Source organism: Microbulbifer maximicatervae (SeqCode), assembly GCF_052466985.1.
The window spans coordinates 601,455-627,015 of the sequence record NZ_CP174298.1 but is presented as its reverse complement, the minus strand read 5'-3'; the positions used below and the strand labels follow the sequence as shown (position 1 = coordinate 627,015).

Below are 25,561 nucleotides of genomic sequence, written 5' to 3'. Positions count from 1 at the left end.
AAAGGCACCAACCACCTGTAGCAATCCCCGCCCTTTTAGTCGAGGAGGATTTTAAACCACAGCCCTTTGCTTTAAGATCGCTTGAAACAACTGATTAGGAGGTTTTTATCAAACCGAGTGGCCAGTTCTATTGATTAACCCAGCCATTTAGTGAATAGAAATATAATTAGCCACAAAGCTACAATCTCACTTTTTGCAGTAATAGCCGCCATTGGATAGACCACAGCCGGCGAATGGAAAATAAATAGGCCAGCACAATATAGGTCTTTGCTGGAAAGTGCTAAGCGCATCTAAAACATCTTTTCTTTCAAAAGGCTGCGCATACTTTTTGTCTGAAAACTGTCAACAAAATGTAACCAAAACTCCAACTGGATTATTTACTAGCTTTCAAATGAATTCACTTTAAGCCTTAAAATTTTGACACCCCTAGGTATCAGAAAGCCCTAATCCAAAAACCCTAAGGAGGTTTATCATGGAAATGAACTTTAAAGATAGAGGATTTCTCTCAACGTGGCATTTAAATATGGTCACCTTTGATAGAGAAGATAACCTGTGGTGCGTTGGAACTTCAAATAATATCGGAAAGTGGAATTCAAGAACTTTTGGTCTCGTTGACAAAAAAGAGTACAACCAATCCTGGGATTCCAAAATGATTGCATTTGACAAGTCAAATGCAATGTGGGGTGTTGGGACTAAAGGTAATCTTGCCAAGTGGAATACCACCACTGGAGCCTGGGAGGAACCAGACATTGAAAAGCCCTGGGACCTAAAAATGATTGCCTTCGATAACACTGGGGAAATGTGGTGTGTTGGCACTGAGGGCAATGTAGGCAAGTGGAACCCAATTGACAACAAGTGGGATGATCAAGGGGATCTTGGCGGCTGGAAACTGGATTGGATTGCCTTTAGACCTGGTGACCCAAGGGGTGATATCTACTGCGTGGGAACCAAGGGGAACCTGGGACTCTACGACCCCAAATTTCCGAATGACACTTTCCATATTGCATCCAATTTTGAATGTAAAAGTCTCTATTTCCATGAAATATTTGGGTACAGTGTCGGTACTGAAGGCAATATGGGTGTCTCAATTTAATAAGCAATAACTTTATCTGCTGGAAAATATTCATTATTTTCAAGCTATTTGGCTGCCCCACCCAAAGTGCTCCTCTGAGCCTTTTTGGGTGGGGCGTGGTACTTATCAAGTAAATAATCCAACAACTAGATACTCCCCTAACCAAACCATTTTCCAACCAATAAATGAAGCTCTTGGTGGGTTTCAAGAGCTGGACAAGTGGACCTCCCACTTCGCAATGAAGGGAAGCTGTTCTCGCAAATGACATCGTCCTCCTGAACGACTCACCTTCAGTCTCCATCAGGTAAGCACCACGCCATTGCATCGACCATGCCAGTAAGTACGAATCCTGCTATATCTCCAAACACAGCCACAGCGAGATATCTCGTCGTTTAATGAGTCAAGTAGTATTCAAGGGGGAAAGCAAATAAAGACGACTAGATACTATGACGAATTTGATCCTGGGTGATACCCTGGCTTTTTCACCAACCTGCACATAAGTTATCTAAAGTAGATCGCTGTCACACTACGGAAAGCCGACATGCAAAAATCGCCATGGGTTGAAAACGCCATCGCAAAAGCGGATGCACACTGGCAGGCATCCAAGTCCACCATTGAGGGCAAAGTATTCAGTGATGTACAGGACAACCAGGGCCTTCAGTATGTCGATATCGTGATGGAAGGTGGCGGTATGCTGGGGATCGCCCTGGTGGGATATACCTACATTTTGGAAAAGGCGGGAATTCGGTTTCGCAAAATTGCAGGAACCTCAGCGGGCGCCATTAACGCACTCTTCTTGGCGGCGGCCGGTACACCGAGCACTGGCAAGAGCGAAAAGCTCTTGGGTATCCTGGCCAATGCGGACTTTGCCAGTTTTGAAGATGGCGAGCGCTATGCCCGCAAAACGGTACAGCGCCTGCTCAAGGGCAAAGGCTTGATGAGCAGTTTAGCACTGCACCCCTTCGATTCTATCCGCACCTTGCGGCACCTGCTCAGACATAAGGGGCTAAATCCGGGAGATACCTTTACCCAGTGGTTACAAACGGAGTTGAAACAGCTGGGCATTACCAACACCGCACAGCTCAACCAGAGAATTAACCAGTTCCCACAACTTCTGTACCGCGGCACACCAGATCACTTGATAGGTAGCGGCGAGGTTGCCCTGGTGGCAGCGGATATCACTACAGAGACCCGCGCGGTATTTCCAGCCAAGGCGCCGCTCTACTTCGATAATCCGAGCGCAGTAAATCCGGCAGAGTTCGTGCGTGCCTCCATGTCGGTACCCGGTTTCTTTAAGCCCTACACCGTAAAGGGCATCCCCCAATTAAGTGAATGCAATACTGTCGCCGAGAATTGGCGCAGCATTAAAGGCATCGGTGATCCCAAACGTTTTTTCCGCGCTGGCTTTCCCAAAGATATTGAATTTGTTGACGGCGGCCTTGTCTCCAACTTCCCTTTCGATATCTTCCATAAACCCATAGGCACCCCCAAATTGCCAACCTTTGGGATCAAGTTGGAAGTGGACCTGTACCAGCCAAAATCAGATAAGGTAGGAAGGTTTGCGATGGGGCTGATCAGCACTTGTCGCAATATGCTCGACAACCATGTGCGCGCGAGCTTGAACGCGGAATACCATGCGCTGGTAAAAGAAATCCCCATTAACCCCACCGATACCGGAGAAAACCCGCACTGGCTGGATTTTTCCATGCCGGACCACCACTGCGAACACCTGTTCTTATCTGGCGTCAATGCAGCAATTGAGTTTTTGAATCAGGGATTCCACTGGGAGGATTACTTGGTATTGCGCCAGCCGGACTCCTTCTATACCGGGGAAAAGCTGGCTTAAATGCAGGCCCGAAGCGATAGTCGCAACGGGCCCAGCGCTCTTATTTAGAAAGAGCGACGACGGTAAGAGCGGTAATCTGCACGCCAGAAGTTGCGCTCTAGCAAACGCTCTAAATGCTCACGGCTCACCTTGGGCGCAACGCCATCCAATTGCGCCTGGGCAGCCACTGCCCTGGCAATATGCATGCTCACATCGCGAATATCATTCAGATGTGGCAATAAGGCACCCTCGCCATCTTTCACCACCGGCGCCTGCTCTGCCAGGGCGTTGGATGCTGCCATCAACATACTGTCAGTCACTTTCGAAGCACCGGAAGCAATCACGCCGAGGCCAATGCCTGGGAATATATAGACATTGTTACACTGCGCTACCGCATAGTGATGGCCATCGATTTCTACCGCTGCAAAGGGGCTGCCGGTAGCCACCAAAGCCTCGCCCTTGGTCCAGCTGAATATCTCAGTTGGAGTCGCTTCAGCACGGGAAGTGGGGTTTGACAGTGGCATCACCAAAGGACGGCGGTGCCCCTTGTGCAAAGCTTCGATTACTGGCTGGGTAAACAAGCCACCCTGCCCCGAAACACCAATCAGGATGCTAGGCTCAACATTGCCGATCAGAGTCTCAAGATTCCAGCTGGACACTCCATCGTACTTGTTCGGGTCCTGGGCCAGAGCCGCTTGGAAGTCGTGTAGGCCTTTCATATCGGAAGTCACAAGCCCGTAGCGATCGAACATAAAGATCTGTTCACGAGCCTCGGCATCGGATAGACCGGCCTGCACTTTTGCACTGACGATTTGCTCGGCAATACCACACCCTGCTGAACCGGCACCCACTATCGTCACCTTCTGCGCGGCGAGGGTTTCTTGCCAGGTCTTACAGGCAGCCAGGATAGTACCCAGTGCTACAGAAGCCGTGCCCTGGATATCATCATTAAAACAGCACAGGCGGTCACGATAGCGCTCTAACAACGGCGTGGCATTGGTTTGGGCAAAATCCTCAAACTGAACCAATACCTTGGGCCAGCGACGCTTTACCGCTTCAATAAATTGCTCCAGGAATTCATCGTACTCTTCCTGAGAAATCCGCTCATGGCGCCACCCCATATACATGGGATCATTCAGCAAAGTGCGGTTATTGGTGCCAACATCCAAGGTGACAGGCAAGGTATAAGCCGGGCTGATACCGCCACAGGCGGTATACAGAGAGAGCTTGCCAATAGGGATACCCATGCCGCCGATACCCTGGTCACCCAACCCGAGTATCCGTTCGCCATCGGTCACCACAATGACTTTGACGTTCTCTTTAGTGGCGCTGCGCAGAATATCGTCGATATATTCCCGGTCCGGATAGGAGACAAATAATCCCCGGTGGTTGCGATAAATACTGGAAAACTCTTCACAAGCTGCACCTACAGTTGGGGTGTAGATAATCGGCAGCATCTCTTCCGTATGATGTTCGATCAGATAGAAGAACAACGTCTCGTTGTCGTCCTGGATTCCCCTCAGGTAGATATGTTTTTCCAAGCCAGTCTTACACTGCTGGAATTGGAGGTAAGCGCGCTTGGCCTGCTCTTCAATCGTCTCAACGGTATTCGGCAGAAGACCGACCAAATTAAACTCGAGACGTTCTTCCAAGCTAAATGCGCTGCCTTTATTGAGCAGTGGTATTTCCAGTAGGGAGGGGCCTGCATGGGGGATGTAAAGTGGACGCTTTTCGTTGTTACTCATATGCCTGCTTTTGCCTATCGCCCGAAGCGATGATTATTGCGTAGCCATATTTCAATATGACTGAATTAGCCAACCATGTTCTTGAAGTTGCATAAATGTGCTAACTCAACTGGAGCCGAAGACTATCTATTGTGCCGATAGATAACAAGGCCCCCAGTGTGGCCCAATTCGCGAATAAACAGAGTCGCTCAACTATGCTAGCTGTAATTTATCTTCTCTTCGCAACGAATTCTTTTACGTTAAAAAGCGATCCGACACATTCAGGAAATGGAGCCGCCATCGATGCACAAGAGCAAAGCTGGATTAACCCTGTTCCTCTTTATTCTTGTACTCAGCCTTTATAGTTGCAGTAAAAAGTCCGACGGAGATAAAAATACAAATTCAAACGCCCGACAGACAGAGGGCGCCACTCCAGAAAAACAACGGCCGCTCACGGCGATGGCACCGGAGATAGAGGCGGAGCTGGAAGCCCAACGGGACAGCAATAAACGCATCGCTCGCAATGTCTATTTTGGCGATACACATGTCCATACTGGCTGGTCGGTAGATGCGGGGTTGGATGGCGCAATTCTTACTCCTGATGACGCCTATCGATTTGCCCTGGGAGAAACTGTTACCTCCAACAGCGGACTGAAAGCCAAGCTCAGCCGCCCTTACGACTGGTTCATGATCACCGATCATTCAGACGGTATGGGAGTTATCAGCGAGATCGTCGATGGCAATCCGGAAATGATGTCCAATGCCACCTTGAAGAAATGGCACGAGGCATTAATTTCAGGCAGCGAAGAAGCGACCAATGAAGCAAAAAGTGAAGTCATCGTGCTTCAATCAGAAGGCAAACTGCCCGAGCAGGTAATGGACCCCAAATGGATGAAATCCGCCTGGGAAAAAACTGTTGAAGCCGCAGAGAAATATTACAAACCCGGAGAGTTTTCTACCTTTATCGCCTTTGAGTGGACAGTTAACGCCGATGGTGGCGACAACCTGCACCGCAATATTATTTTTCGTGATGGCGCAGACCGCACTAAGACCCTGCTCCCCCTAACCACCTTTGATACCGAGAACCCGGTAAAACTCTGGGAGTGGATGAAAGCCTACGAAGACAAAACCGGCGGCCGGGTACTCGCCATTCCCCACAACGGCAATATGTCTAATGGCCGTATGTTTATCGAGCGGCAGTTTGATGGCTCCGAACTCACTCCGGAGTGGGCACAAATGCGCGCCCGTTATGAACCCCTTTATGAGCTGGTACAGGTAAAGGGACAAAGTGAGTCCCACCCTGCCCTCTCCCCGGAAGATGAATTTGCCAACTGGGATCTGTGGGATAGAGGCAACCTGATCTTAAAGCCCAAGCCCCCCGGTGCCCTGCAATACGAGTACTGGAGGGAGGCACTGAAGTCTGGCCTACGCCTGGAGGAGAAGCTGGGCACCAACCCTTTCGTGCTAGGCGCAAACGCAGCCACCGACACCCATACCGGGCTTTCGACACCGGACCAGGACAACTTCTTTGGCAAGTTCAAGACCCTGGAACCCAGCAACAAGGAGCGCTGGGCATTTCCCCTGCTCAAGGGGGTTGGTGGAGAGTACTTCGGCTGGGAACAAGCTGCCTCAGGCGTTACGGGAGTCTGGGCCAACGAGAATACCCGGGAGGCAATATGGGATGCGATGTACCGCAAGGAGACTTTCGCCACCACAGGCCCCCGGATCTCAGTTCGCTTCTTTGGAGGCTATGACTATAACGATGAGGATATTCACGGTGATCTGGTCGCCAATGGCTATAAAAAAGGCGTGCCAATGGGCGGGAAGCTACCTCAAGCCAGTGAGGGACAGGCACCGACATTCCTTATCGCAGCACTGAAAGACCCTGAGGGCGCCAACCTGGACCGTATTCAAATCATCAAGGGCTGGTTGGATAGCAGCGGACTCACCCGGGAGAAGATCTTTAATGTGAAGTGGTCTGGAAGCCGTAAACTGGATACCGAGGGAAAACTACCCCCGGTTGGGACTACTGTGGATATGAAGACGGCGGAATACACCAACTCCATCGGCTCCCCTCAGCTAATCGCGGTATTCAAAGATCCCGACTTTAACCCCAAGGAAAGAGCCGTCTACTACCTACGCGCCCTGGAGATACCCACTCCCCGATGGACTCTATTTGACAAGGTACGCTTCGGTATTGAAATGGATGAAAAAGTACCCCTTACCCAGCAGGGGCGAGCATTCAGCTCGCCAATTTGGTATTCACCCTAGAGTCAAATAGCCCGTATATATACGCGATTCAATTACTTGATGGATATGGCTATCTGAACCTCGTTTCCATCCACATACTGTTCAAAATCTGTGGTGAAAGCTCGCTGATGGGGGCAATCCTCCGCAGCGAAGTAACTCCAAACCTCGCCCCACAAATCAATGGCGACCTGAGGCATTTCCCCTTTAGCGGAAAACATCAGGTATTTGCCGGGCAGTATTTGAATCGACTTGAAATCCTCAGACATATCCTTCGACAACATATCTGAACATGCATACACATCAAAAAAGCCGGTATGGTCAGATTCGTAGTTGGAGTAAACACCAAATACCTTCGGGTTGCCCCTTAATTTGGGGGCAGCCTCTGCGCCGAAGCGCTCCCACATTGGCGTTATCTTTGCTGTTTTTGGGTCAGACTCATTGGCGTTCTTAGTGCGGGTATAAAAACCCACCAATTCCAGGCCTTCTAATTCTCTAACTTCCATTTCTATGGACCAATTATTTAGTTATTCGTAGAGTGCCGAATACTATAACAGCTCTCCGGGAACTGGCCAGGCGCACACGGTCACAAGAAATCACAAGTACCTTTTCAGAAATCACAAGTACCTTTTCAAGCTGACTTTACGGATTTCTGCCTTACCTCTGAAGGGGGGTACCCATACATCGATTTATAAAGCTGGGTAAAATAAGATTGACTTGAGAATCCGCTCTCCAGAGCTATATCGACTAAGCGCTTATTGGTAGTCTTCAACTGAATATCAGCATGTTGTAACCTACGTTCGTTAATCCAAGCCTTTGGTGACTCAGCTTTAAAGACTTGGCCAAACTTATTCTTGAATGATGTGAGACTCATCCCAATCTGTTTAGCATAATTTGCTACAGACCAGTGCTGAGTAGCATTTTCCTCCATAAATCGACGGAAACGCTCGTTCACCGGATTAACCTGCCGAAGCAGCTCGTCAGCTAAGCGACAACCGCAAGCACCCTTCAGCTTTAAGAGAAGTAATTCTTCCAGCTTTAAATAATTCAAACTCTCATCATTTAACTTGCTAAATGCACTCAGTGAATCCAAAGTAAAGCGCGTGAGATCACACTTTGGAAAAACAAAAGGCCCGCTTTTGGGGAGCGTTGTCACGCTGGATGCAAGAGCATTCTTTGCTTTAATCAGTACGCGAGTGTGTCGCTCATAAAATCGTGTCAGCATGACCGGGCTGATACTCGCACAGATGATTATTAGGTCTTCTCCCTCAGACAAATTATCAACTGTAGCATGGCTCATTTCACTCGATAGCCAGATCTCCCCCGGAGCCATAGGGAATTCGCAAGCATCACTATTGATATCAGCAACACCTGAAATCACCATTGTCAGATTAAAATCTGAAGAAAACCCAATTGAAACATTTCCATTTGGTGAAACAAGTATCTTTTGAAACCGAAACAAGTCACCTAAATACTGACTTTCAAATAAGACATTTTGCCTTATGTGAGTGTCCAAATCCTTTTGGCGAGGGGCAATCATGGAATTCACCACTAAATTTACTTCTTCTGTATCTTTACGCTTCACCTGACTCAGCTGAAGCCAAGCTCCAATCACGACACTTTTGTTTCCACTGTGCCCAGGGAGCACTCATCAAGAGATCCGTGCACGGGGTGCGTGGCCACCAAGCGGGAGACAAAGCCGCTTTCGAGTTCAGTCATTAAAACTCACAATCGTTGAATTGAGCGTTTGAAGAATCATTTGAAATGCGGATACAGTGAAACTATTTGCAGGACTAAAGTGCCAACCTCTTTGGGAAGGGCAACTTTATTAGCCAAGATAAGGGGGAAGTCTCGTAAATTAACCTATAAACAGGAGCATACAATCCTGCACTACTTAGCGGGCCCTTCCGAAAAATTCAATTATTCTTCATGCTCGACAAAGCAAGTAGACACCCCAATGCACCCTTTACATTTATTTACACTACCTTAAACGAAACAAGAAGAGTCTCTGAGAGTGAGGGATTGTGAGGTTTAAGCATCGCCTATTCTATTAGAAACAGTGTCATCATATGAAAATTACTGACTTAAAAACTCTAAGTATTCACTAGTAGCTCGGCAATGAGAGACCTCAGGTATTTGGCAAAAGATATCTAAAACAGGCCCCATAACTATCTACTGGCTTTGTAAATTATGGAAAACCCAAACAATTTGCCTGATTAAGCCCCTCACTCTGGTGTAATCACCCAAAAACCGCTAGGTAATCACAAAGATACTGCCGGGTAATGCAGCTGTTAACTTAACTATCTTTAAACTTAATAAACATTTGATTTGTACCAGGTATGATTTTTTTCTAAAATGTGAGAAGATAGCTTTTAACAATATCCCTCGGCTCGTCATGACGGACTTTGCACCAAATAGGTGCCATGGAACCAAGTGGAATATTTATTGATAAATTGAGAGAAGTTTTATATATAAACTATGCAAGCGGATAAGATCATACCAATATTTAACTTCTATATTTCAATTATAGATTAGTATTTATTAAGATCTTTTCTGTTAACTCTTTAATTTGCCAGTATTAGTAATCAGCAAAACACCCTAAACCAATAAACTCTTAAGCCTTTGAGATTTATGTCAACTAGTTACTCTAAAGAATTAAATCGGCTTGCCCAACTTATGTGGGAGCAAGAAGCTGAGTTGGAGCTTAAGCCCCAGGAAGAGAAAGAAGCAGCTCCTGAAAAGCCCTCAGTCAACAACGCTCCTAATGACGTTTTTTGGGGCAAATGGAAAGGGCGATATATCGTGGTAATGCGCTATATATCGGGTAGAACAACCTCCAATGTTAAACTCCCCAATATATATGCCGATGAGGCCGATGCCCGCTCCGCCGCCCTCGATATCATTCGAAAATTTCCAGAAGCATCTATTCGCTATCTTTCAGCTAAAGAACTGGCTGTTTACCTCTAGCCAACCCTCGAGAGCTTTAGTTGTTGGTTTTTGAGTAGGGTGGCTGCACTGCAGAACCGCCCTCCCTCTTATTATTTTTATAGGCCTCACTATCGGCGATTAATGCTTTGATATAAATTGACGAACCTCCTCCACAAATACATTGGAAGCAGGCTCACGCCCCAGGAGTAAGTGACCATCGCTATTGAGACCAACAAATCGAGCGCCAGGTATAGCAGAAGCAATTTCACAGCCCGTTTGAACAGGAATACGCTGGTCCCCTAGTGAATGGATCACTAAAGTGGGCACTTTAATCTCTTTAAGCTTGTCCCGCACATCAATACTTCCAAAAACCGATAGGAAGCGGACAGCATTTTCCGGCGAAGTAGTCAGCCGCTGAAACTCATTAAACCACTCTAATTCGCTGGCATTCGCGCTTGGCATAAATGTCGTGGAAAAAATCTGCCGATAAGCAGGATTATCCTGCCCCCAGCCCGTCGCTGTCAGGGTCATTACTGCTTCGCGCTCTTTTACCGTGGCCTCACTGGCACCTATTCGCCAACCTGCGTGATAACCGCCAAACAAAATCAGCTGCCTAACTCGCTCAGGATGTCTTACTGCATATTCAATAGATACTGCCGCTCCTTGCGATATACCTAGCAAAGTAAAGTTATCAACTTCACAGGCATCAACGACAGTCTCAAGGTCTGTAACAAACGACTCAAAAGAGATATTTTCAACTTCCCAATCCGACAGACCATTCCCACGCTCATCGTAACGAATAAACTGGTGGTCGACAGAAAGCTCCCGAAACAATGGACTCCATATCGGAGAGTCCCAGTCATGTTCTAAATGACTCAACCAGTTTGCGGCTTTAACTATTGGAAGCCCCTCTCCCATCTTGGCATAGGCAATACGCACACCATCGCTGGCCGTACAAAACTCAACCTTCTGTTGAGTTAGCAGTTTACGCCCCGTAGCTAAATCATCACCGGACTCCTGAACTACCGACTCACCAAGCCTGCAGGGCGACCATGTAATGCCTGCTTTGCGGAATCTATCAGCAAGCCTTGTCCGTTCAAACTCCACTTCGCTACTCAATCCCAATGAGTTCAACAAATGCAGTAACTGCGTTGCAGCGTTTGGGTTATAGGGCTCTAATGCCACCCAGCTGCGGGCCCAAGTTAACTGGTCCGGTATAGGAACACCCGGGTGAGAGGACAAGCGGGACAGTACCCTCCCTTGCAATTGAACAATCTCTTGACGTTCAGACAGCAACCACCGTTGAAATAGTTCTTGATCGGGAAGATCGATCCCATCCAGGAAAGGCTCCTGCAGCTGTCGATAGATATCTTCCAGCTCTGCTGCCAGAACGCCAGGGGAATCAAGCTTAAGTGCTATTTCGGCAACATCAATACAAATGCCTTCCGTATCCAAGCTGACACGCTCTCTATCAGCAATGAGGCGCTCTATTTCTGGGTCGTTGACAATGGATCGAATTTTACTCAAAGACCAGCGCAGGGAGGCACGCGGATCATCGGGCAGCTCCCAGAATATCTCACATAAGCGATCTCTCCTGTGAGGTCTCGCAGCCAATAGTAAGAAAGCCAAAAGTGATCGAGTTTTTCTTGAAGGTGGTAGACTAACTGGGCTGCCATCACGGGAGACAAGCAGGTCGCCCAGCATTTGGATTGAGATTCCCATTGATAAGTTATTAACCCCTGAAATGTAAGGTACTAGCAGTTCTCAGAGAAAGGCGCCGGTGATTTTCTCAAGGATAATTGTTAGCTGCAAACACCGCTCGCGAAAGATGTGAAACCCTCTGCCAAAACCGCTTATTCCAAGCCGCTTGGCAATGGCAGTATAAACCCCGCTGTGAGGCTTATCCCTACCCCCAAAAGCGTAATCCACTAGGTTTCTTAGAGGGCCTAGACTGAAATTGAAAGATTGGTCTAATCCGATAGCCTCTTCAAGAGATACTGAGAACGCCAAGAATAGACCCAAGAAAAGGGCTGAATACCCCTGAGCCAGGCGAACATATCATCGGCAATTATAAAAAGTAGAAAAAAGTATTGAGAGGCCAAGTGAACATATTGAAAGTGAGCTGAAAACCTATTTTTACAAACTTAAAAACTATGTCAGCGCGAGACTTATAAATTAGGCGAGTAGCCAGAGTTTTGGCTCACAAAGGCCCTTCAAAGTTTATGCTAAGACACGCTCGAAAAACGGAAGATCAACAATAAAAACTGTATGAACCTAAAGTAGAAGGGAGAGCAGCTCCTCTAGGTTTACAACCAGTGGACACCCTACCCTACCACCTAAAGCGCTCCTCAAATGCGCAAGCGCTAATCCATAAGCCTCAACTTATCTGTCGCTATGCACAAAGATATCAAACCCCAAAGCCCTTGAAGTTCTATACAATTTAGAGTCACTGTGATAATGCTCATACCACTTTCTAAATTGTGTATATTTTAGAAACTTAAACTCACCTTTATTGGGGTCGAAAAAGTAGCTTGCTTTATCAGAAGATGGCTCAATACGAAATGCCATCGCATGTCCCCATCCGTTACCTGCTGTTCTCAACATACAATGGATAGTGTTGGACTGCTGTTTGAAGCAATCTTTGGATTCAAGAGCATCAAAAGACGCAGCAAACTGATCTTCTAAAGAAGGGTTTTGCTTTTTCAACGCAATACCACTGCCCGCCTGACCAATATTGCGAAAACCTTGAGATTCCAAATATTGCTTGGTTTCCTTAATCATCTCAAACGATGTGCTAGGCCTACCTTCATTTCCATTTGCAAACTTAAACCGATACATAGAGGCAAATCGCTGAGCAACCACAGCTACCTTCGTATCATCAATACTGCCACCGGTAGTTAACGCATCCTGAAGCCCCGACTGAAGGGCTTTACTGATCCAACTAACTGATAGAGCCTCACAAATCCCACCCTTGGTATGTGGATGCTTTTTGGTGATTTTTGAATAGCTTCCCTGACTGAACTTCCAGGTTAACTGCCCGCCGTAATTGGACGCACTTGCATCACTATTCAGTAAACTTGGCATTTTTTATCCTCACATCACAACCGAATATTCGGCTTTATTTATATTATCCGGGCTTTATGCAAACAATGTGCAAATTTAGTGATTAATTATTATTAGAAAAAATATCACCCGAACATTTCCTTTAAAAACCACGACAAAAATTCAAAGACTGCACCTCAACCGATCAACTCATCACAAGAAAGTGACAAACAAAACACTGAGGTATCACCCACCTTTAAGGGAACCTTAAAATTAAAACGCAGCTTAGCAATGACTATATTAGCTTGAATGGTCGAAAATATAACGTTTTCAACATGCTATATTTTTACAGACTACAAGTCCACGACAAGCGATCAATGTCGCCATCAGGCAAAACAACCACAAAATAATTACTGTTATTTAAAATTCACCACAGGCAACAAGGTATTTCGGTTTACTAAATAGAGACTGGTTTTAAATATACTTATCAGTACAGCAATTTAACTAAACACCCAGTTAATTTTAAATCAACACATTGACTTAATTACCCTCGGTAAACAGGCAGCAATCAGTACCTTTCGCTACACCGCATAACGTACTCAAAAGAGACATAAACAAACGATCAGAAGAAAGAATCAATGAACCTGGATCAAAAAGGCTAAAGAGCCACTACATCGTGGCTCTTTTTTGTCTCGGAGGGATATTGCTATTGTTGTGCTCCATACCCGCCAGGGGAAGTTTTAACCTAGGGCGGAAGGAATAAGCCTTGTAAACAACATCAGTTATCTTAAGTATCCTGGCGAACCACTAAACTGCCAAAACCAATCAATAGGCCACCACTAAAACGCTGAACCCATCTTTGCATATTCCCACCAATAGAAGCCACTTTCCACTTCGACAACATAGTCGCAAGTGCCAGAAACCACAGGAATATTATTGATGCGTGAAGTGAGACCAGCAGGAAAGCCCCATAGTAACTAGAGCTGCCAACTGAGATAAACTGCGGAAAGGCCGCGAGATAAAACATCGATACCTTGGGGTTAAGAATCTGGGTTAGAAAGCCCTCGCCAAAATTTCGGTATGAGTTCCCAGGAGCTGCTGTAATTGGTAACAATTCATCCCCGGTATCCTTCACCGAAGATTTTGACAGCGTGGCTAATATCGTTTTCACACCCAAATAAACCAGGTAGGCAGCCCCAAGATATTTGATAATTGTATAAACCTCAGACGACTGCAATATAATCGCCGACAAACCCAAAATTGAAATGGCACCATGGGCAAATGTTGCTGAAACCAGCCCAAAAATATTCTCTACTCCCGGCCTCAGCCCCCTACTAGCTACTGTTTTAAGAATCAGGACGCTGTTCGGCCCTGGTGAAATAACCAACAAAAGAGAGATTGCAGCAAATGCGAGGATTTCGCTCATAACAATAAACACCTTAAAGAAAGCCAGTGGATAAGGGGTACATCTAAGGGGTATATCTAAGGAGGTCTCCGAGCCAAGAGTTGGCTCGGACTAAGGTCAATACAGGTAAGTTGCCGTACCGGTAGCAATCAATTCATCCGTGTCGTTAATCAACTCCATTCTCGTTACAACCAGCTTGTTGCCGGTGCGCAGAATTGAGCCATGGCAGAGAAAGTGTTCTCCCCTGCCCGGCTTTAGGTAGTCTACACGCATGTCGACCGTACCCAGCTTTAATAGGCGATCCACTTTTTCTTTCCAGTGCACATCTCCCAGATGCTGGTAGGCGGCGACCATTGCGGTCAAACCACCAACCGTATCCAGGGCGGTGGCAATTACGCCACCGTGCAGGATGTTCTTCCACACATTGCCGATCAACTGTGGGTTCAGTTCAAAGCCTGCGGAAAGTGTGAGCGCCTCCAGGTCCAGGTCGCGCATCTCAAGTCCAATTTGTTGATTAAAAGGAATCTGCTCAAAAAATTCCTTTACCAACGCCTGAAACTCACTGGGTGAGGGTTCTGTCATAGGCGGGCAACCCGGTTGAGCCCATCCAGCGCAGCACTGCGATATGCCTCTGCCATGGTGGGGTAGTTAAAGGTGGTATTAACGAAATAATCGATCGAATTATTCGGTGCTGGCTGTTTCATAATGGCCTGGCCAATATGCACAATCTCAGCAGCCTCTGCTCCAAAGCAGTGAATGCCCAGGATTTCGTGAGTCTCGATATGGAACAAAATCTTGAGCATGCCTACGCGCTCACCAGAAATCTGCGCCCGCGCAGTATGCTTGAACAGTGCACGGCCCACTTCGTAGGGTACTTTGGCTGCGGTGAGCTCTGATTCGGTTTTACCCACAGAGGAAATCTCTGGAAGGGTATAAATCCCGGTAGGCGCATCTTCAATTACTCGATGGCCACGGCCCGCAATCGCTGCTGCAACCGCACGCCCCTGGTCATAAGAGGCACTGGCAAGGCTGGGCCAGCCAATTACATCACCTACCGCAAAAATATTTTCAATTTCGGTACAGTAGTGATCGTCAACGCTCAATTGTCCGCGATGGTTCGCTTCCAGACCGACATTCTCCAGGCCGAGGGAGCTGGTGTTACCAGTACGGCCGTTACACCAGAGCAGTGCATCCGCATGGATACGTTTGCCGGACTGCATCTCCATAATTACGCCCTGCTCATTGGGCAGTACCCGCGCGTACTCCTCCTGGTGGCGAACAGTCACGCCCATATCGCGCAGGTGATAGCTCAGCGCATCAGAAATCTCATCATCGAGAAATTCCAGCAGGCTGTTACGGGTATTAATCAAATCCACCTTAACGCCAAGGCCAGCGAAGATAGACGCGTATTCACAGCCGATAACACCAGCACCATAGATCATAATGGAATGAGGGGTGTGCTGCATGTCCAGGATCATATCGCTGTCGTAGACCCGTTCGTGATCAAAGTCTACATCGGCGGGGCGATAAGGGCGTGAGCCAGTAGCAATAATAAATTTCTTCGCGGTAATAGTTTCCGCCGCACCATCGGGCATAAGCACCTCGACAGTATGTTCATCGCGGAACTTGGCTTCGCCGACGATCAGCTCAACCCGGTTGCGGGCATAAAAAGAAGTGTGCATTTCCACCTGATAGGAAATGACTTTATTCACCGTCTGCATTACCTGGGGGAAAGTAAGGCGGCGGGGTTCACCCAATGCGCGAAAAACGCTCTGGGTGTTATAACGCATCAACTGTTTGACAGAGTGGCGCAGCGCCTTGGAGGGAATGGTACCTTTGTGAGTACAATTACCACCAACCACTTGGCGCTTTTCAATAACCGCAACGCGCATGCCCTTTTTTGCTGCACTCATTGCGGCGGCCTCTCCAGCCGGGCCAGAACCAATTACTACCAGGTCAAACTTTTGCTCTGCCATTAAATGCTCTAATTCTATTTTCCAAACGGAGTCCACAGCGCGCTAACGCCATTTACTCAATACTAAATATACGGTTATCGGCACCACTTGTGCCAATGACATAAAACAACAAGCCCGTTGATCACGGGCTTGTTGGAGAGGGAAAGCTTACTTGCGTTTAGATGCGTCGTAAGCGAGATCTTCGGCAGTCATCTGCTGCTGTCTTTGCCTCTCCTGTTCCTTTTCACACTCATCGTCATCGCCACCGCAGACTGTGCAATCCTGCTTCATGCCGATATTGTTGAGCCCGCCACAAGTTCCTTTTAACGGTTTGTTCTGAACCATGGCCCCGATCGCCATACCGGCAACAACGAGCAACATGGCCACAAAGGCAAATATGAAAATTGTCACTTCTCAGACCTCTCTACATAAGGTTTAAAGCCAGAGCTAGAACGCTCTTCGAAACCTGAATCAGTTTTCACCACCATAAAGACGGCTAGATTATCTCTTTCTGCCAGCGCCATGCCGGCATCAGCACCGAGGACATTGATCGCGGTAGCCAGACCATCGGCTTCTGCACAGGTGTCGGCAATAACGGTTACCGATGCCAATTTGTGCTTAATGGACCGCCCGGAGCGTGGGTCAATGCTATGGGAGTAACGAACACCATCCCTTTCGTAGTAGTTGCGATAGTCTCCACTCGTAGCTACTGCCTTCCCACTCACCGCGATTGGCTCCTGCACCATCTGCCCTGCCGCGCTGGGTACTTCAATGCCAATTACCCAGGTCTTACCCTTTGGATTCACACCCTTAGTTCGCAGTTCACCGCCAATTTCGACCAAGTAGTTTCGAATACCCAGGTCTTCCAATAGCTCCGCAACCCGATCAACGCCATGGCCCTTGGCAATCGCTGAAAGATCCACCTCAACCGGGCGGCTCTTGATAACAGTGTCTGGCTTACGGGTCAGGGTTAACGCATCGGAACCGACGACGGTTAGCAGGTCGGCAATGTCTTTATCTGAGGGGATATGCTCCGGTTCGGGCTGGGGACCAAAACCCCACAAGTTGACCAGAGGGCCGACCGTCACCTCGAAAGCGCCTTCACTGCGGCGATAAATATCCAGGGACATTTCCAGTACATCTGCCAAGTGTTGGCTCACCGGGATCGCCTGCCCTACCGGGCTTTGGTTAAAGCGCATTAACTCAGAGTCGTCGATATAGGTCGACATCTCCTGGTTGACCTGCTGCAACTCATCGTCGATCAACTGCTGCAACTCACCCTGCTCCAGCCCAGAGGGCACCTGAACGACGGTGATGTGATAGCTGGTTCCCATGGTGCGGCCAGCCAACTGCCAGGACTCCGGCGAAGGAGCACAAGCCGATAAAATTACAGCCGCCCAAAGCAAAAACAGGGCCGTAAAGACGGGCCCTGTTTTTGAGTTTGTCGGGCCTGTGATTGCTTTTAGCAAGCTAAGCCCTCCAATTATCCGCCGAAGTCATCCAGCAGGATATTTTCATCTTCTACACCCAAGTCCTTGAGCATATTGATGACTGCTGCGTTCATCATGGGCGGCCCACACATGTAGTACTCACAATCTTCCGGAGCCGGGTGGTCCTTCAGGTAGTTTTCATATACCACGTTGTGGATGAATCCTGTGTAACCGGTCCAGTTGTCTTCCGGCTGAGGATCGGACAGAGCCACATGCCACTGGAAGTTATCGAACTCGGAAGCCAGACCGTTGTAGTCATCTTCGTAGAACATCTCGCGCAGGGAGCGCGCGCCGTACCAGAAGCTGATCTTACGGGTGGAGTTCAGGCGCTTGAGCTGATCAAAGATGTGTGAACGCATTGGCGCCATACCGGCACCACCACCGATAAATACCATCTCGTTGTCAGTTTCCTTGGCGAAGAACTCACCAAAGGGACCGTACACCTTAATCTTGTCACCTGCCTTCAGGCTGAATACGTAGGAAGACATCTGACCCGGCGGAATGCCCTCAGTGCGGGGCGGCGGAGTCGCGATACGGATGTTGAACTTAACAACACCTTTCTCTTCCGGGTAGTTAGCCATGGAGTAAGCGCGAACCACAGGCTCGGTCACTTTGGACTCCAGCTTGAAGAAGCCAAAGTGCTCCCAGTCGCCACGGTACTGCTCTTCGACATCGAAGTCAGCAAACTTAACATGGTGAGCCGGAGCTTCCAGCTGTACGTAACCGCCAGCGCGGAAGTCAACGTTTTCACCTTCGGGCAGACGCAGGGTCAGCTCTTTAATAAAGGTGGCCACGTTCGGGTTGGATTCCACAGTGCACTCCCACTGCTTAACACCAAACACCTCTTCCGGCACTTCGATTTCCATGTCTTGCTTAACCGCAACCTGACAGGAAAGACGCTTGCCTTCTTTTGCATCGCGCGGGGTAAAGTGAGCCGCTTCAGTCGGCAGCATATCGCCACCACCGGAATTCACCTTACAGATACACTGCGCACAGCTGCCGCCGCCGCCACAGGCGGAGGCCAGGAACAGGTTGTTGGCAGCCAGGGTTTGCAGCAGCTTGCCGCCGGCCGGTACGGTGAGAGTCTTCTCACCGTTAACCAGGATGTTGACGTTGCCGGTGTTTACCAGGCGCGAGCGGGCCGCAAGGATCACCGCTACCAGCGCCAAAACGATGACGGTAAACATCGCTACGCCGAGGATAATTTCAATACTCATTCTATTGTTTTCCCCGCTTAGATATCGATGCCGCCGAAGGACATGAAGCCCAGGGACATCAGACCAACAGTTACGAAGGTGATACCCAGACCTTTCAGGCCATCCGGAACGTCACTGTACTTCAGCTTTTCACGAATACCGGCCAGAGCGGTAATCGCCAGTGCCCAGCCGAGGCCGGCACCGAAGCCATAGGCAACACTCTCGCCAAACGCGTACTCGCGCTCAACCATGAACAAGGAAGCACCCATGATGGCGCAGTTCACGGTAATCAGAGGCAGGAATACACCCAGCGCGTTGTAGAGAGCCGGTACATATTTATCCAGGAACATCTCCAGGATCTGTACCAGTGCCGCAATTACACCGATGTAGGACAACAGGCCGAGGAAGCTCAGGTCCACGTCGGGGTAACCGGCCCAGGCCAGTGCACCGTCTTTCAGCAGGTAGGTGTAGATCAGGTTGTTCACTGGTACTGTCAGAGTCAGCACCACGATAACCGCAACACCCAGGCCAATAGCGGCCTCGATCTTCTTCGATACCGCCAGGAAGGTACACATACCGAGGAAGAAGGCCAGCGCCATGTTTTCAACGAAAACGGCGCGGATAATCAAAGAAATATAATGTTCCACGGATTAGGCCTCCTGCGCTTGGGAATTAGGCGCAATCTTGAACTCATCTTCTTCCACCTGTGCCGGTTTCCAGGCACGGATTGCCCAGATGAACAGGCCGATCAGGAAGAATGCACTCGGCGGCAACAGCAGCAGGCCGTTGGGGATATACCAACCGCCGTTGCTCACGGTAGTCAGGATATCTACACCGAACAGTTTGCCGGCGCCGAAGAGTTCACGAACCACCGCGAGACCGATCAGGATCACACTGTATCCCAGACCGTTACCAAGACCGTCGAAGAAGCTGGGCAGCGGCGGGTTCTTCATAGCGAAGGCTTCCGCACGGCCCATTACGATACAGTTGGTAATGATCAGACCAACGAATACAGACAGCTGCTTGGAGATGTCGTAAGCCAGGGCCTTGATCAGCTGGTCTACCAGGATTACCAAAGAGGCAATCACGGTCATCTGTACAATGATACGGATGCTGTTCGGGATCTGTTTACGGATCAGGGATACCGCAACGTTGGAACAGGCCACAACCGAGGTCAGTGCGATACACATTACCAGGGTAACCTGCAGCGAGCTGGTAACAGCCAGTGCAGAACAGATACCCAGGATCTGCAGCGCGATCGGGTTGTTGTTAAAAATCGGCTCTAGCAGAGTATCTTTAATTTTCATGCTTATGCCTCCCCTGCTTTCAGGTTTTTCAGGAAGGGACCATAACCCTGGTTACCCAACCAGAAGTTCACCAGGTTGCTAACGCCCTTACTGGTCAGAGTTGCACCAGACAGACCATCTACTTCGTGAATCGCGTCTGGGCTGTTGGGGTTAACCTGACCCTTGATCACTGCGATATCCACGTCGCCCTGGTTGTTGAAGACTTTCTTACCAATCCACTGGGCTTTCCAGTTGGGGTTGTCAACTTCACCACCCAGTCCCGGAGTTTCCTTGTGCTCGTAGAAGCCGAGGCCCGCTACGGTGTCGAGGTTGCTCTCCAGAGCGAGGAAGCCGTACAGGGTGCCCCACAGGCCATAACCGCGAATCGGCAGAATGATCTTGTCCAGCTTGCCGTCTTTCTCTACCAGGTATACCTCTTTGGTATTTTCCCGGCGGATAATTTTGGCAGTGTCCTCGTCAGCCGGCAGTTTTTCACTGTCAGACGGGATCTTGGCAGCAGCGCGACCACTGCCACCAGCCGGAGCCTGATCGGTAAACTTACCGGTATTCAGGTCGACGTATTTGATTTTTACGTCGGCGAAGGCCTTTTCGACTTCCGCTTTATCAGCGTGAGAGTCTTTCAACAGGCCGCCAGCCATCAGTACGTTGCGCTTCATGTCCAGCTCGGCATTCGCCTGCTGGGCAGGCTTCAGCATTACCGCAGCGGTGGATACCACTACGGAGCACACCAGGCACATTACCAGCGCGACAATCAGAGTACCGGTTACGGAATCTTTATTAGCCACGTGCCAACCTCCGTTTGATATTGGACTGCACCACAAAGTGGTCAAACAGCGGAGCGAACAGGTTGGCGAACAGAATCGCCAGCATCATGCCTTCCGGGAAGGCCGGGTTCACCACACGAATCAGGACAACCATCACCCCGATCAGGATGCCGTACCACCAGCGACCGGTGTTGGTCATCGCAGCGGATACAGGGTCCGTAGTCATAAAGATCAGACCGAAGGCAAAACCGCCCACTACCAGGTGCCAGTACCAGGGTACCTGGAACATCGGGTTGGTCTCGGAACCAATCATGTTAAACATGAAAGAGGTGGCCATCATGCCCAGCAGAGTGCCGGCTACGATGCGCCAGCTGGCGATCTTCATGCCCATCAGGATTACGCCGGCAATCAGGATAGCCAGGGTAGAAGTTTCACCAATGGAACCATGGATCTGACCGAAGAAAGCGTCGAACCAGGTTACCTGGCCAACAGCAGCATTGACGATACCGTTCTGGATACCTTCGCTGGCCATAACAGACAGCGCAGTAGCACCGGTATAACCGTCAACCGCAGTCCAAACCGCATCTCCAGACATTGCTGCCGGATAGGCAAAGAATACGAAGGCACGGCCGGTAAGAGCCGGGTTGAGGAAGTTCTTGCCGGTACCACCGAATACTTCCTTACCGATAACCACACCGAAGCTGATGCCCATAGCCACCATCCACAGAGGCAGATCCGGCGGACAGGTCAATGCGAACAGGATGGAGGTTACAAAGAAGCCTTCGTTGACTTCGTGACCGCGCACCGCAGCAAACAGGACTTCCCAGATACCGCCCACAATAAAAGTGACCGCATAAATAGGCAGGAAGTACATAGCGCCGTAGACAAAGTTGTCCCACAGGCTAGCTGGGTTGTAGGAAGTCAGAGCGCCGATAATGGCGTGACGCCAGCCGGACAGATCCGGGTTGGTCATACCTTCCAGAATGGTGTTGGACTGGAAACCGATATTCCACATACCGTAGAACGCCGGGATCATGGCACAAGCCCAAACGGTGATCATAATACGCTTCAGGTCGATACCGTCGCGCACGTGAGCAGTGGTTTTGGTCTTGTCTGCCGGCTGGAACAGACCGGTGTCAATCGCTTCAAACAGGGCGTAGAACTTTTCGAACTTACCGCCTTTGTGAAACTTGGGTTCGATCGAATCGAGGAATTTACGCAACATACTTACCCCTCCTTCTCAATACGGGTCAGGTTGTCCCGCAAAATGGGGCCGTACTCGTACTTGCCCGGACACACAAAGGTGCACAACGCCAGATCTTCTTCGTCCAGCTCCAGTGCGCCCAGCTTCTGCGCCATTGCAGTATCGCCAACGATCAGGGAGCGCAGCAACTGAGTGGGCAGTACATCCAGCGGCATGACTTTCTCATAACTACCGACCGGTACCATGGCACGCTCAGAACCGTTGGTGCTGGTGGTGAAGTTGAACAGCTTGTTCTTCACCAGGCGCGACAGATAAATCGGGAATACAGAGAAACGCTTATTACCAGCACGCAGATAGTGCAGGAACGGACGCTCATCGCCCTCTTCCAGTACAGAAATCTGGTTGTGGTAGCGACCCAGGTAAGCCATCGGGCCAGCAGCGGTGCGGCCACCGAATACAGAGCCGGAGATGATGCGATCGTTATCGCCTTTCAGCTCATCAGAAGTCAGGGTTTCCAGACTGGCACCGAGACGGGTGCGCAGCAGACGTGGCTGCTTGACCTGAGGGCCTGCCAGGGAAACGACGCGATCGGTAAACAGCTTACCGGTGGTAAACAGTTTGCCTACGGCGATCACATCCTGGTAATTAATGGTAAATACACTGCGGTTGCCAGAAACTGGCTTCAGGTAGTGAATATGGGTACCAGACAGACCTGCCGGATGAGGGCCAGCAAAGCTTTCGCGACGAATATTCGCTGCGCTCGGTACCGGAATATCTGCATCCGGAGCAGTACAGACGTAAGTGGTTTCTGCCAGCTTGGAAAGAATCTCAACGCCCTGGGAGAAGGCTTTGGGATTCTCAGCAATCACTACTTCTGGATTGGCTGCCAGAGGGTTGGTGTCCATCGCATTGATAAACACAGCTACCGGCTCAGCGTCCAGGGCGGGAACGCGGCTGAACGGGCGGGTGCGCAGTGCGGTCCACATGCCGGACTCAACCAGGTTTTCAACGACCTGTTCGCGAGTCAGACCAGACAGTTTATCTGCGCTGTAGCTTTGGAACTGTTCCGCTGCATCGCCGTCTATGCCAATCACGACGGATTGCAGAACACGACGAGCGCCACGGTTAATCGCAACAACACGACCGGCAGCAGGCGCTGTGTAGCGCACGCCTTCAGTTTTTTTGTCGCTAAACAACAGCTGACCAAGATTGACGCGATCCCCTACAGCCACTGCCATTGTCGGCTTCATCCCGTGATAATCGGGGCCGAGAACAGCAACGGTCTTGATCGCAGGTCCTTTTTGAATGACCTGCTCGGGCGCGCCGGATATGGGTAAGTCCAATCCCCGACGGATCTTTCTCATACGCCTATGCCTAAGTTTCTAGTTTAAAAAAATTGCAATAGGACCCACCGTCCCATGCCTGGGATGACGGGTCCTATTGTGGAATTCCGTGCTGCGAGGGCTTATGCCGTATCACCCGTGAACCGGGAGGAAGGAAGCTAACTAAAAAGGATGTGCGCGCTAACTTCTCGGCGCACGGCCGCCCCGCAAAATCGCGCGCATTATAAAGATGGGCCAGAGTCATTACCAGTCTGGAAAGTCTTTAAGTGGCACTAAGATTGGAAATTTCTGTTGAAAAAACAGGGATTTGGGGAGATATGGTGCGGCGACTGGAACAGTCGCCGAAACCCCGCAGTCGGATCTGGGTACCGACTGCGGCGAGGAGGCGTGACGCCTTAGTCCTCTTGCGGGAACAACTTGTAACGAACACCAGCCATATCTTCCAGGCAGCGAACTACCTGACAGCTATAGCCGAACTCGTTGTCGTACCAGCAGTAAAGCACAGCGTTCTTGCCATCCACGATAGTCGCAGTGGAATCGAATACGCAGGCAACGCGGGAGCCAACAAAATCGCTGGACACCACTTCCGGGGAGTTGGTGAAATCGATCTGCTGACGCAGCGGCGAGTGCAGTGCCACATCGCGCATGTATTCGTTCAGCTCTTCCTTGGTGGTCTCTTTACCCAGGTTCAGGTTCAGGATCGCCATGGAAACATTAGGAGTCGGTACGCGAATTGCGTTGCCGGTGAGCTTACCTTTCAGCTCGGGCAGCGCTTTGGCAACCGCCTTGGCAGCACCGGTTTCAGTCAGAACCATATTCAGCGCTGCTGCGCGACCGCGACGCTCACCTTTGTGGTAGTTGTCGATCAGGTTCTGGTCGTTGGTGTAGGCGTGTACGGTTTCTACGTGGCCGTGCTCAACGCCGTAGCCATCCATCATCGCTTTCAGGACAGGCACGATGGCGTTAGTGGTACAGGAAGCGGCGGACAGTACCTTGTCTTCCGGCTTGATGTCGCTGCTGTTGATACCGTAAACGATATTCTTGATATCGCCCTTGCCCGGTGCAGTCAGCAGCACCTTGGAAGCGCCTGGGCTCTGCAAGTGCTGGCTCAGACCTTCTTCATCACGCCATACACCGGTGCTGTCAACGATAATCGCATCGTCGATACCGTGCTGGGTGTAATCCACTTCCTGAGGGGAGTTGGCGTAGATGATCTTGATTTCGTTACCGTTACAGATCAGGGAGTTGGTCTCCTCGTCCACACGGATAGTGCCCTGGAAGGCGCCATGTACGGAGTCGCGACGCAGCAGAGAAGCGCGCTTCACCAAATCGTTGGGGGCCTTGCCCTTGCGCAATACGATAGCGCGCAGACGCAGAACATCACCACTACCAGCCTTGTCGATCAGCAGGCGGGCAACCAGACGGCCGATACGACCAAAACCGTAGATCACAACATCTTTGGATTCGGGCAGAGGCTTGCCGGCACCCGCTGCGTCGGACAGCTCTTCACGTACAAACTCGTCCACAGACAAGCCGCGATCGTCGCGCATGTACTTGTTGGTCATGGTTCCCAGGTCGATATGTACGGGACCCAGCTCCATCTTGCAGATGGCTTCCAATACAGGGAAGGTTTCAAACTCGGAGAGTTCATTTTCCTCAACCTGACGCACGAAACGGTGCGCTTTCATAATGCTCAGCACTGAGCGATTAACCAGGTTGCGGCCGTACATATAAATACCGACGTTGCTCTCACGGTTGAGCTTTCCAATCATCGGAATCATGGATTCAGCCAGTGCTTCACGCTGTTTCCAGTCCTTGAAAAAGTCCGCGGGCTTCGGTCGCTTCTGAGTCACTATCGGACACCTCTGCAATGTATTTAGTAGGCAAGAAATACGGCCTTGAAACCACTCAGGACCGCATGGCTGCGCATTATAGTGTTCGCTTTACACTGCGCAACTGAGCAAAAAAGAGCCAAAAAAATGTAGTAAAACTACCTTTTTGTAGTCCACCCGAGCGACATTGCGCAATCCATAAAAAAGCGTAGTTGTTCCCGACTGGA

General features: G+C 49.7%; 21 protein-coding genes. 4 read left to right on the top strand and 17 right to left on the bottom strand.

The genetic code is table 11. The features are described 5' to 3' along the window. Positions 1–472 precede the first annotated feature (472 nt). Both ACJJI3_RS02765 and ACJJI3_RS02760 read left to right on the top strand, forming a co-directional pair. On the top strand, positions 473–1,093 hold the full coding sequence (locus ACJJI3_RS02765; RefSeq protein WP_444941416.1) for an NHL repeat-containing protein: 621 nt from the start codon (positions 473–475) through the stop codon (positions 1,091–1,093). Positions 1,094–1,613: 520 nt separating this feature from the next. Continuing rightward, the gene (locus tag ACJJI3_RS02760) at positions 1,614–2,918 is read left to right on the top strand and encodes a patatin-like phospholipase family protein (protein ID WP_444893513.1); all 1,305 of its coding nucleotides are present in this window, start codon (positions 1,614–1,616) and stop codon (positions 2,916–2,918) included. Positions 2,919–2,962: 44 nt separating this feature from the next. Here ACJJI3_RS02760 and ACJJI3_RS02755 read toward each other — a convergent pair whose 3' ends face one another. Beyond that, positions 2,963–4,642: an NAD-dependent malic enzyme gene (locus ACJJI3_RS02755; protein ID WP_444941415.1), complete on the bottom strand. Its 1,680-nt coding sequence runs from the start codon at positions 4,640–4,642 to the stop codon at positions 2,963–2,965. A gap of 282 nt (positions 4,643–4,924) precedes the next feature. Here ACJJI3_RS02755 and ACJJI3_RS02750 point away from each other — a divergent pair, with 282 nt between their 5' ends. Next, the gene (locus tag ACJJI3_RS02750) at positions 4,925–6,892 is read left to right on the top strand and encodes a DUF3604 domain-containing protein (protein WP_444941414.1); all 1,968 of its coding nucleotides are present in this window, start codon (positions 4,925–4,927) and stop codon (positions 6,890–6,892) included. Between the two features lie 32 nt (positions 6,893–6,924). On the opposite strand, the gene ACJJI3_RS02745 is transcribed toward ACJJI3_RS02750, so the two are convergent. Further along, positions 6,925–7,374, bottom strand: a complete 450-nt coding sequence (locus ACJJI3_RS02745; RefSeq protein ID WP_413662422.1) for a GyrI-like domain-containing protein — start codon at positions 7,372–7,374, stop codon at positions 6,925–6,927. Positions 7,375–7,499: 125 nt separating this feature from the next. Continuing rightward, positions 7,500–8,453 carry a helix-turn-helix transcriptional regulator gene (locus ACJJI3_RS02740; RefSeq protein ID WP_444941413.1) on the bottom strand — a complete coding sequence of 318 codons (954 nt, stop codon included), beginning with the start codon at positions 8,451–8,453 and terminating at the stop codon, positions 7,500–7,502. 1,046 nt (positions 8,454–9,499) lie between these two features. Between ACJJI3_RS02740 and ACJJI3_RS02735 the strand changes: the two genes are divergently transcribed. Continuing rightward, a complete protein-coding gene (locus ACJJI3_RS02735; protein WP_444917555.1) occupies positions 9,500–9,835 on the top strand; it encodes a hypothetical protein in 336 nt (111 codons plus the stop codon). Positions 9,836–9,934: 99 nt separating this feature from the next. Here ACJJI3_RS02735 and ACJJI3_RS02730 read toward each other — a convergent pair whose 3' ends face one another. The 14 genes from ACJJI3_RS02730 to ACJJI3_RS02665 form a co-directional block, all read right to left on the bottom strand. Continuing rightward, complete coding sequence (locus ACJJI3_RS02730) at positions 9,935–11,518, bottom strand: bifunctional AfsR/SARP family transcriptional regulator/alpha/beta hydrolase (protein WP_444941412.1); 1,584 nt, start codon at positions 11,516–11,518, stop codon at positions 9,935–9,937. A gap of 660 nt (positions 11,519–12,178) precedes the next feature. Continuing rightward, a complete protein-coding gene (locus tag ACJJI3_RS02725) occupies positions 12,179–12,880 on the bottom strand; it encodes a YopT-type cysteine protease domain-containing protein (protein WP_444941411.1) in 702 nt (233 codons plus the stop codon). Positions 12,881–13,625: 745 nt separating this feature from the next. Continuing rightward, complete coding sequence (locus ACJJI3_RS02720; RefSeq protein WP_444941410.1) at positions 13,626–14,264, bottom strand: LysE family translocator; 639 nt, start codon at positions 14,262–14,264, stop codon at positions 13,626–13,628. Positions 14,265–14,360: 96 nt separating this feature from the next. After that, a complete protein-coding gene (locus ACJJI3_RS02715; RefSeq protein ID WP_282932335.1) occupies positions 14,361–14,825 on the bottom strand; it encodes a thioesterase family protein in 465 nt (154 codons plus the stop codon). After that, positions 14,822–16,219 (bottom strand): Si-specific NAD(P)(+) transhydrogenase, encoded by a 1,398-nt coding sequence (gene sthA / locus ACJJI3_RS02710; RefSeq protein WP_108733649.1) that lies wholly within the window; start codon positions 16,217–16,219, stop codon positions 14,822–14,824. The genes ACJJI3_RS02715 and sthA overlap by 4 nt, the downstream gene beginning before the upstream one ends. A 147-nt stretch (positions 16,220–16,366) precedes the next feature. Then, entirely contained in the window at positions 16,367–16,609 is a 243-nt protein-coding gene (gene nqrM / locus ACJJI3_RS02705; protein WP_282932334.1) for a (Na+)-NQR maturation NqrM, read from the bottom strand. After that, positions 16,606–17,667, bottom strand: coding sequence for an FAD:protein FMN transferase (locus tag ACJJI3_RS02700; RefSeq protein WP_444933530.1), 1,062 nt, complete (start codon positions 17,665–17,667; stop codon positions 16,606–16,608). The genes nqrM and ACJJI3_RS02700 overlap by 4 nt, the downstream gene beginning before the upstream one ends. A gap of 14 nt (positions 17,668–17,681) precedes the next feature. Then, positions 17,682–18,905: an NADH:ubiquinone reductase (Na(+)-transporting) subunit F gene (gene nqrF, locus ACJJI3_RS02695; RefSeq protein WP_108733652.1), complete on the bottom strand. Its 1,224-nt coding sequence runs from the start codon at positions 18,903–18,905 to the stop codon at positions 17,682–17,684. A gap of 17 nt (positions 18,906–18,922) precedes the next feature. After that, positions 18,923–19,531 carry an NADH:ubiquinone reductase (Na(+)-transporting) subunit E gene (gene nqrE / locus ACJJI3_RS02690; protein WP_020413086.1) on the bottom strand — a complete coding sequence of 203 codons (609 nt, stop codon included), beginning with the start codon at positions 19,529–19,531 and terminating at the stop codon, positions 18,923–18,925. 3 nt (positions 19,532–19,534) lie between these two features. After that, positions 19,535–20,191: an NADH:ubiquinone reductase (Na(+)-transporting) subunit D gene (locus tag ACJJI3_RS02685; protein WP_282932331.1), complete on the bottom strand. Its 657-nt coding sequence runs from the start codon at positions 20,189–20,191 to the stop codon at positions 19,535–19,537. 2 nt (positions 20,192–20,193) lie between these two features. Further along, entirely contained in the window at positions 20,194–20,976 is a 783-nt protein-coding gene (locus ACJJI3_RS02680) for a Na(+)-translocating NADH-quinone reductase subunit C (protein WP_282932330.1), read from the bottom strand. Further along, positions 20,969–22,180 carry an NADH:ubiquinone reductase (Na(+)-transporting) subunit B gene (locus ACJJI3_RS02675; RefSeq protein ID WP_108733655.1) on the bottom strand — a complete coding sequence of 404 codons (1,212 nt, stop codon included), beginning with the start codon at positions 22,178–22,180 and terminating at the stop codon, positions 20,969–20,971. The genes ACJJI3_RS02680 and ACJJI3_RS02675 overlap by 8 nt, the downstream gene beginning before the upstream one ends. A 2-nt stretch (positions 22,181–22,182) precedes the next feature. Continuing rightward, positions 22,183–23,523: a Na(+)-translocating NADH-quinone reductase subunit A gene (locus ACJJI3_RS02670; RefSeq protein ID WP_444941409.1), complete on the bottom strand. Its 1,341-nt coding sequence runs from the start codon at positions 23,521–23,523 to the stop codon at positions 22,183–22,185. 374 nt (positions 23,524–23,897) lie between these two features. After that, a complete protein-coding gene (locus ACJJI3_RS02665; RefSeq protein WP_444894742.1) occupies positions 23,898–25,358 on the bottom strand; it encodes a glyceraldehyde-3-phosphate dehydrogenase in 1,461 nt (486 codons plus the stop codon). Positions 25,359–25,561: the final 203 nt, after the last annotated feature.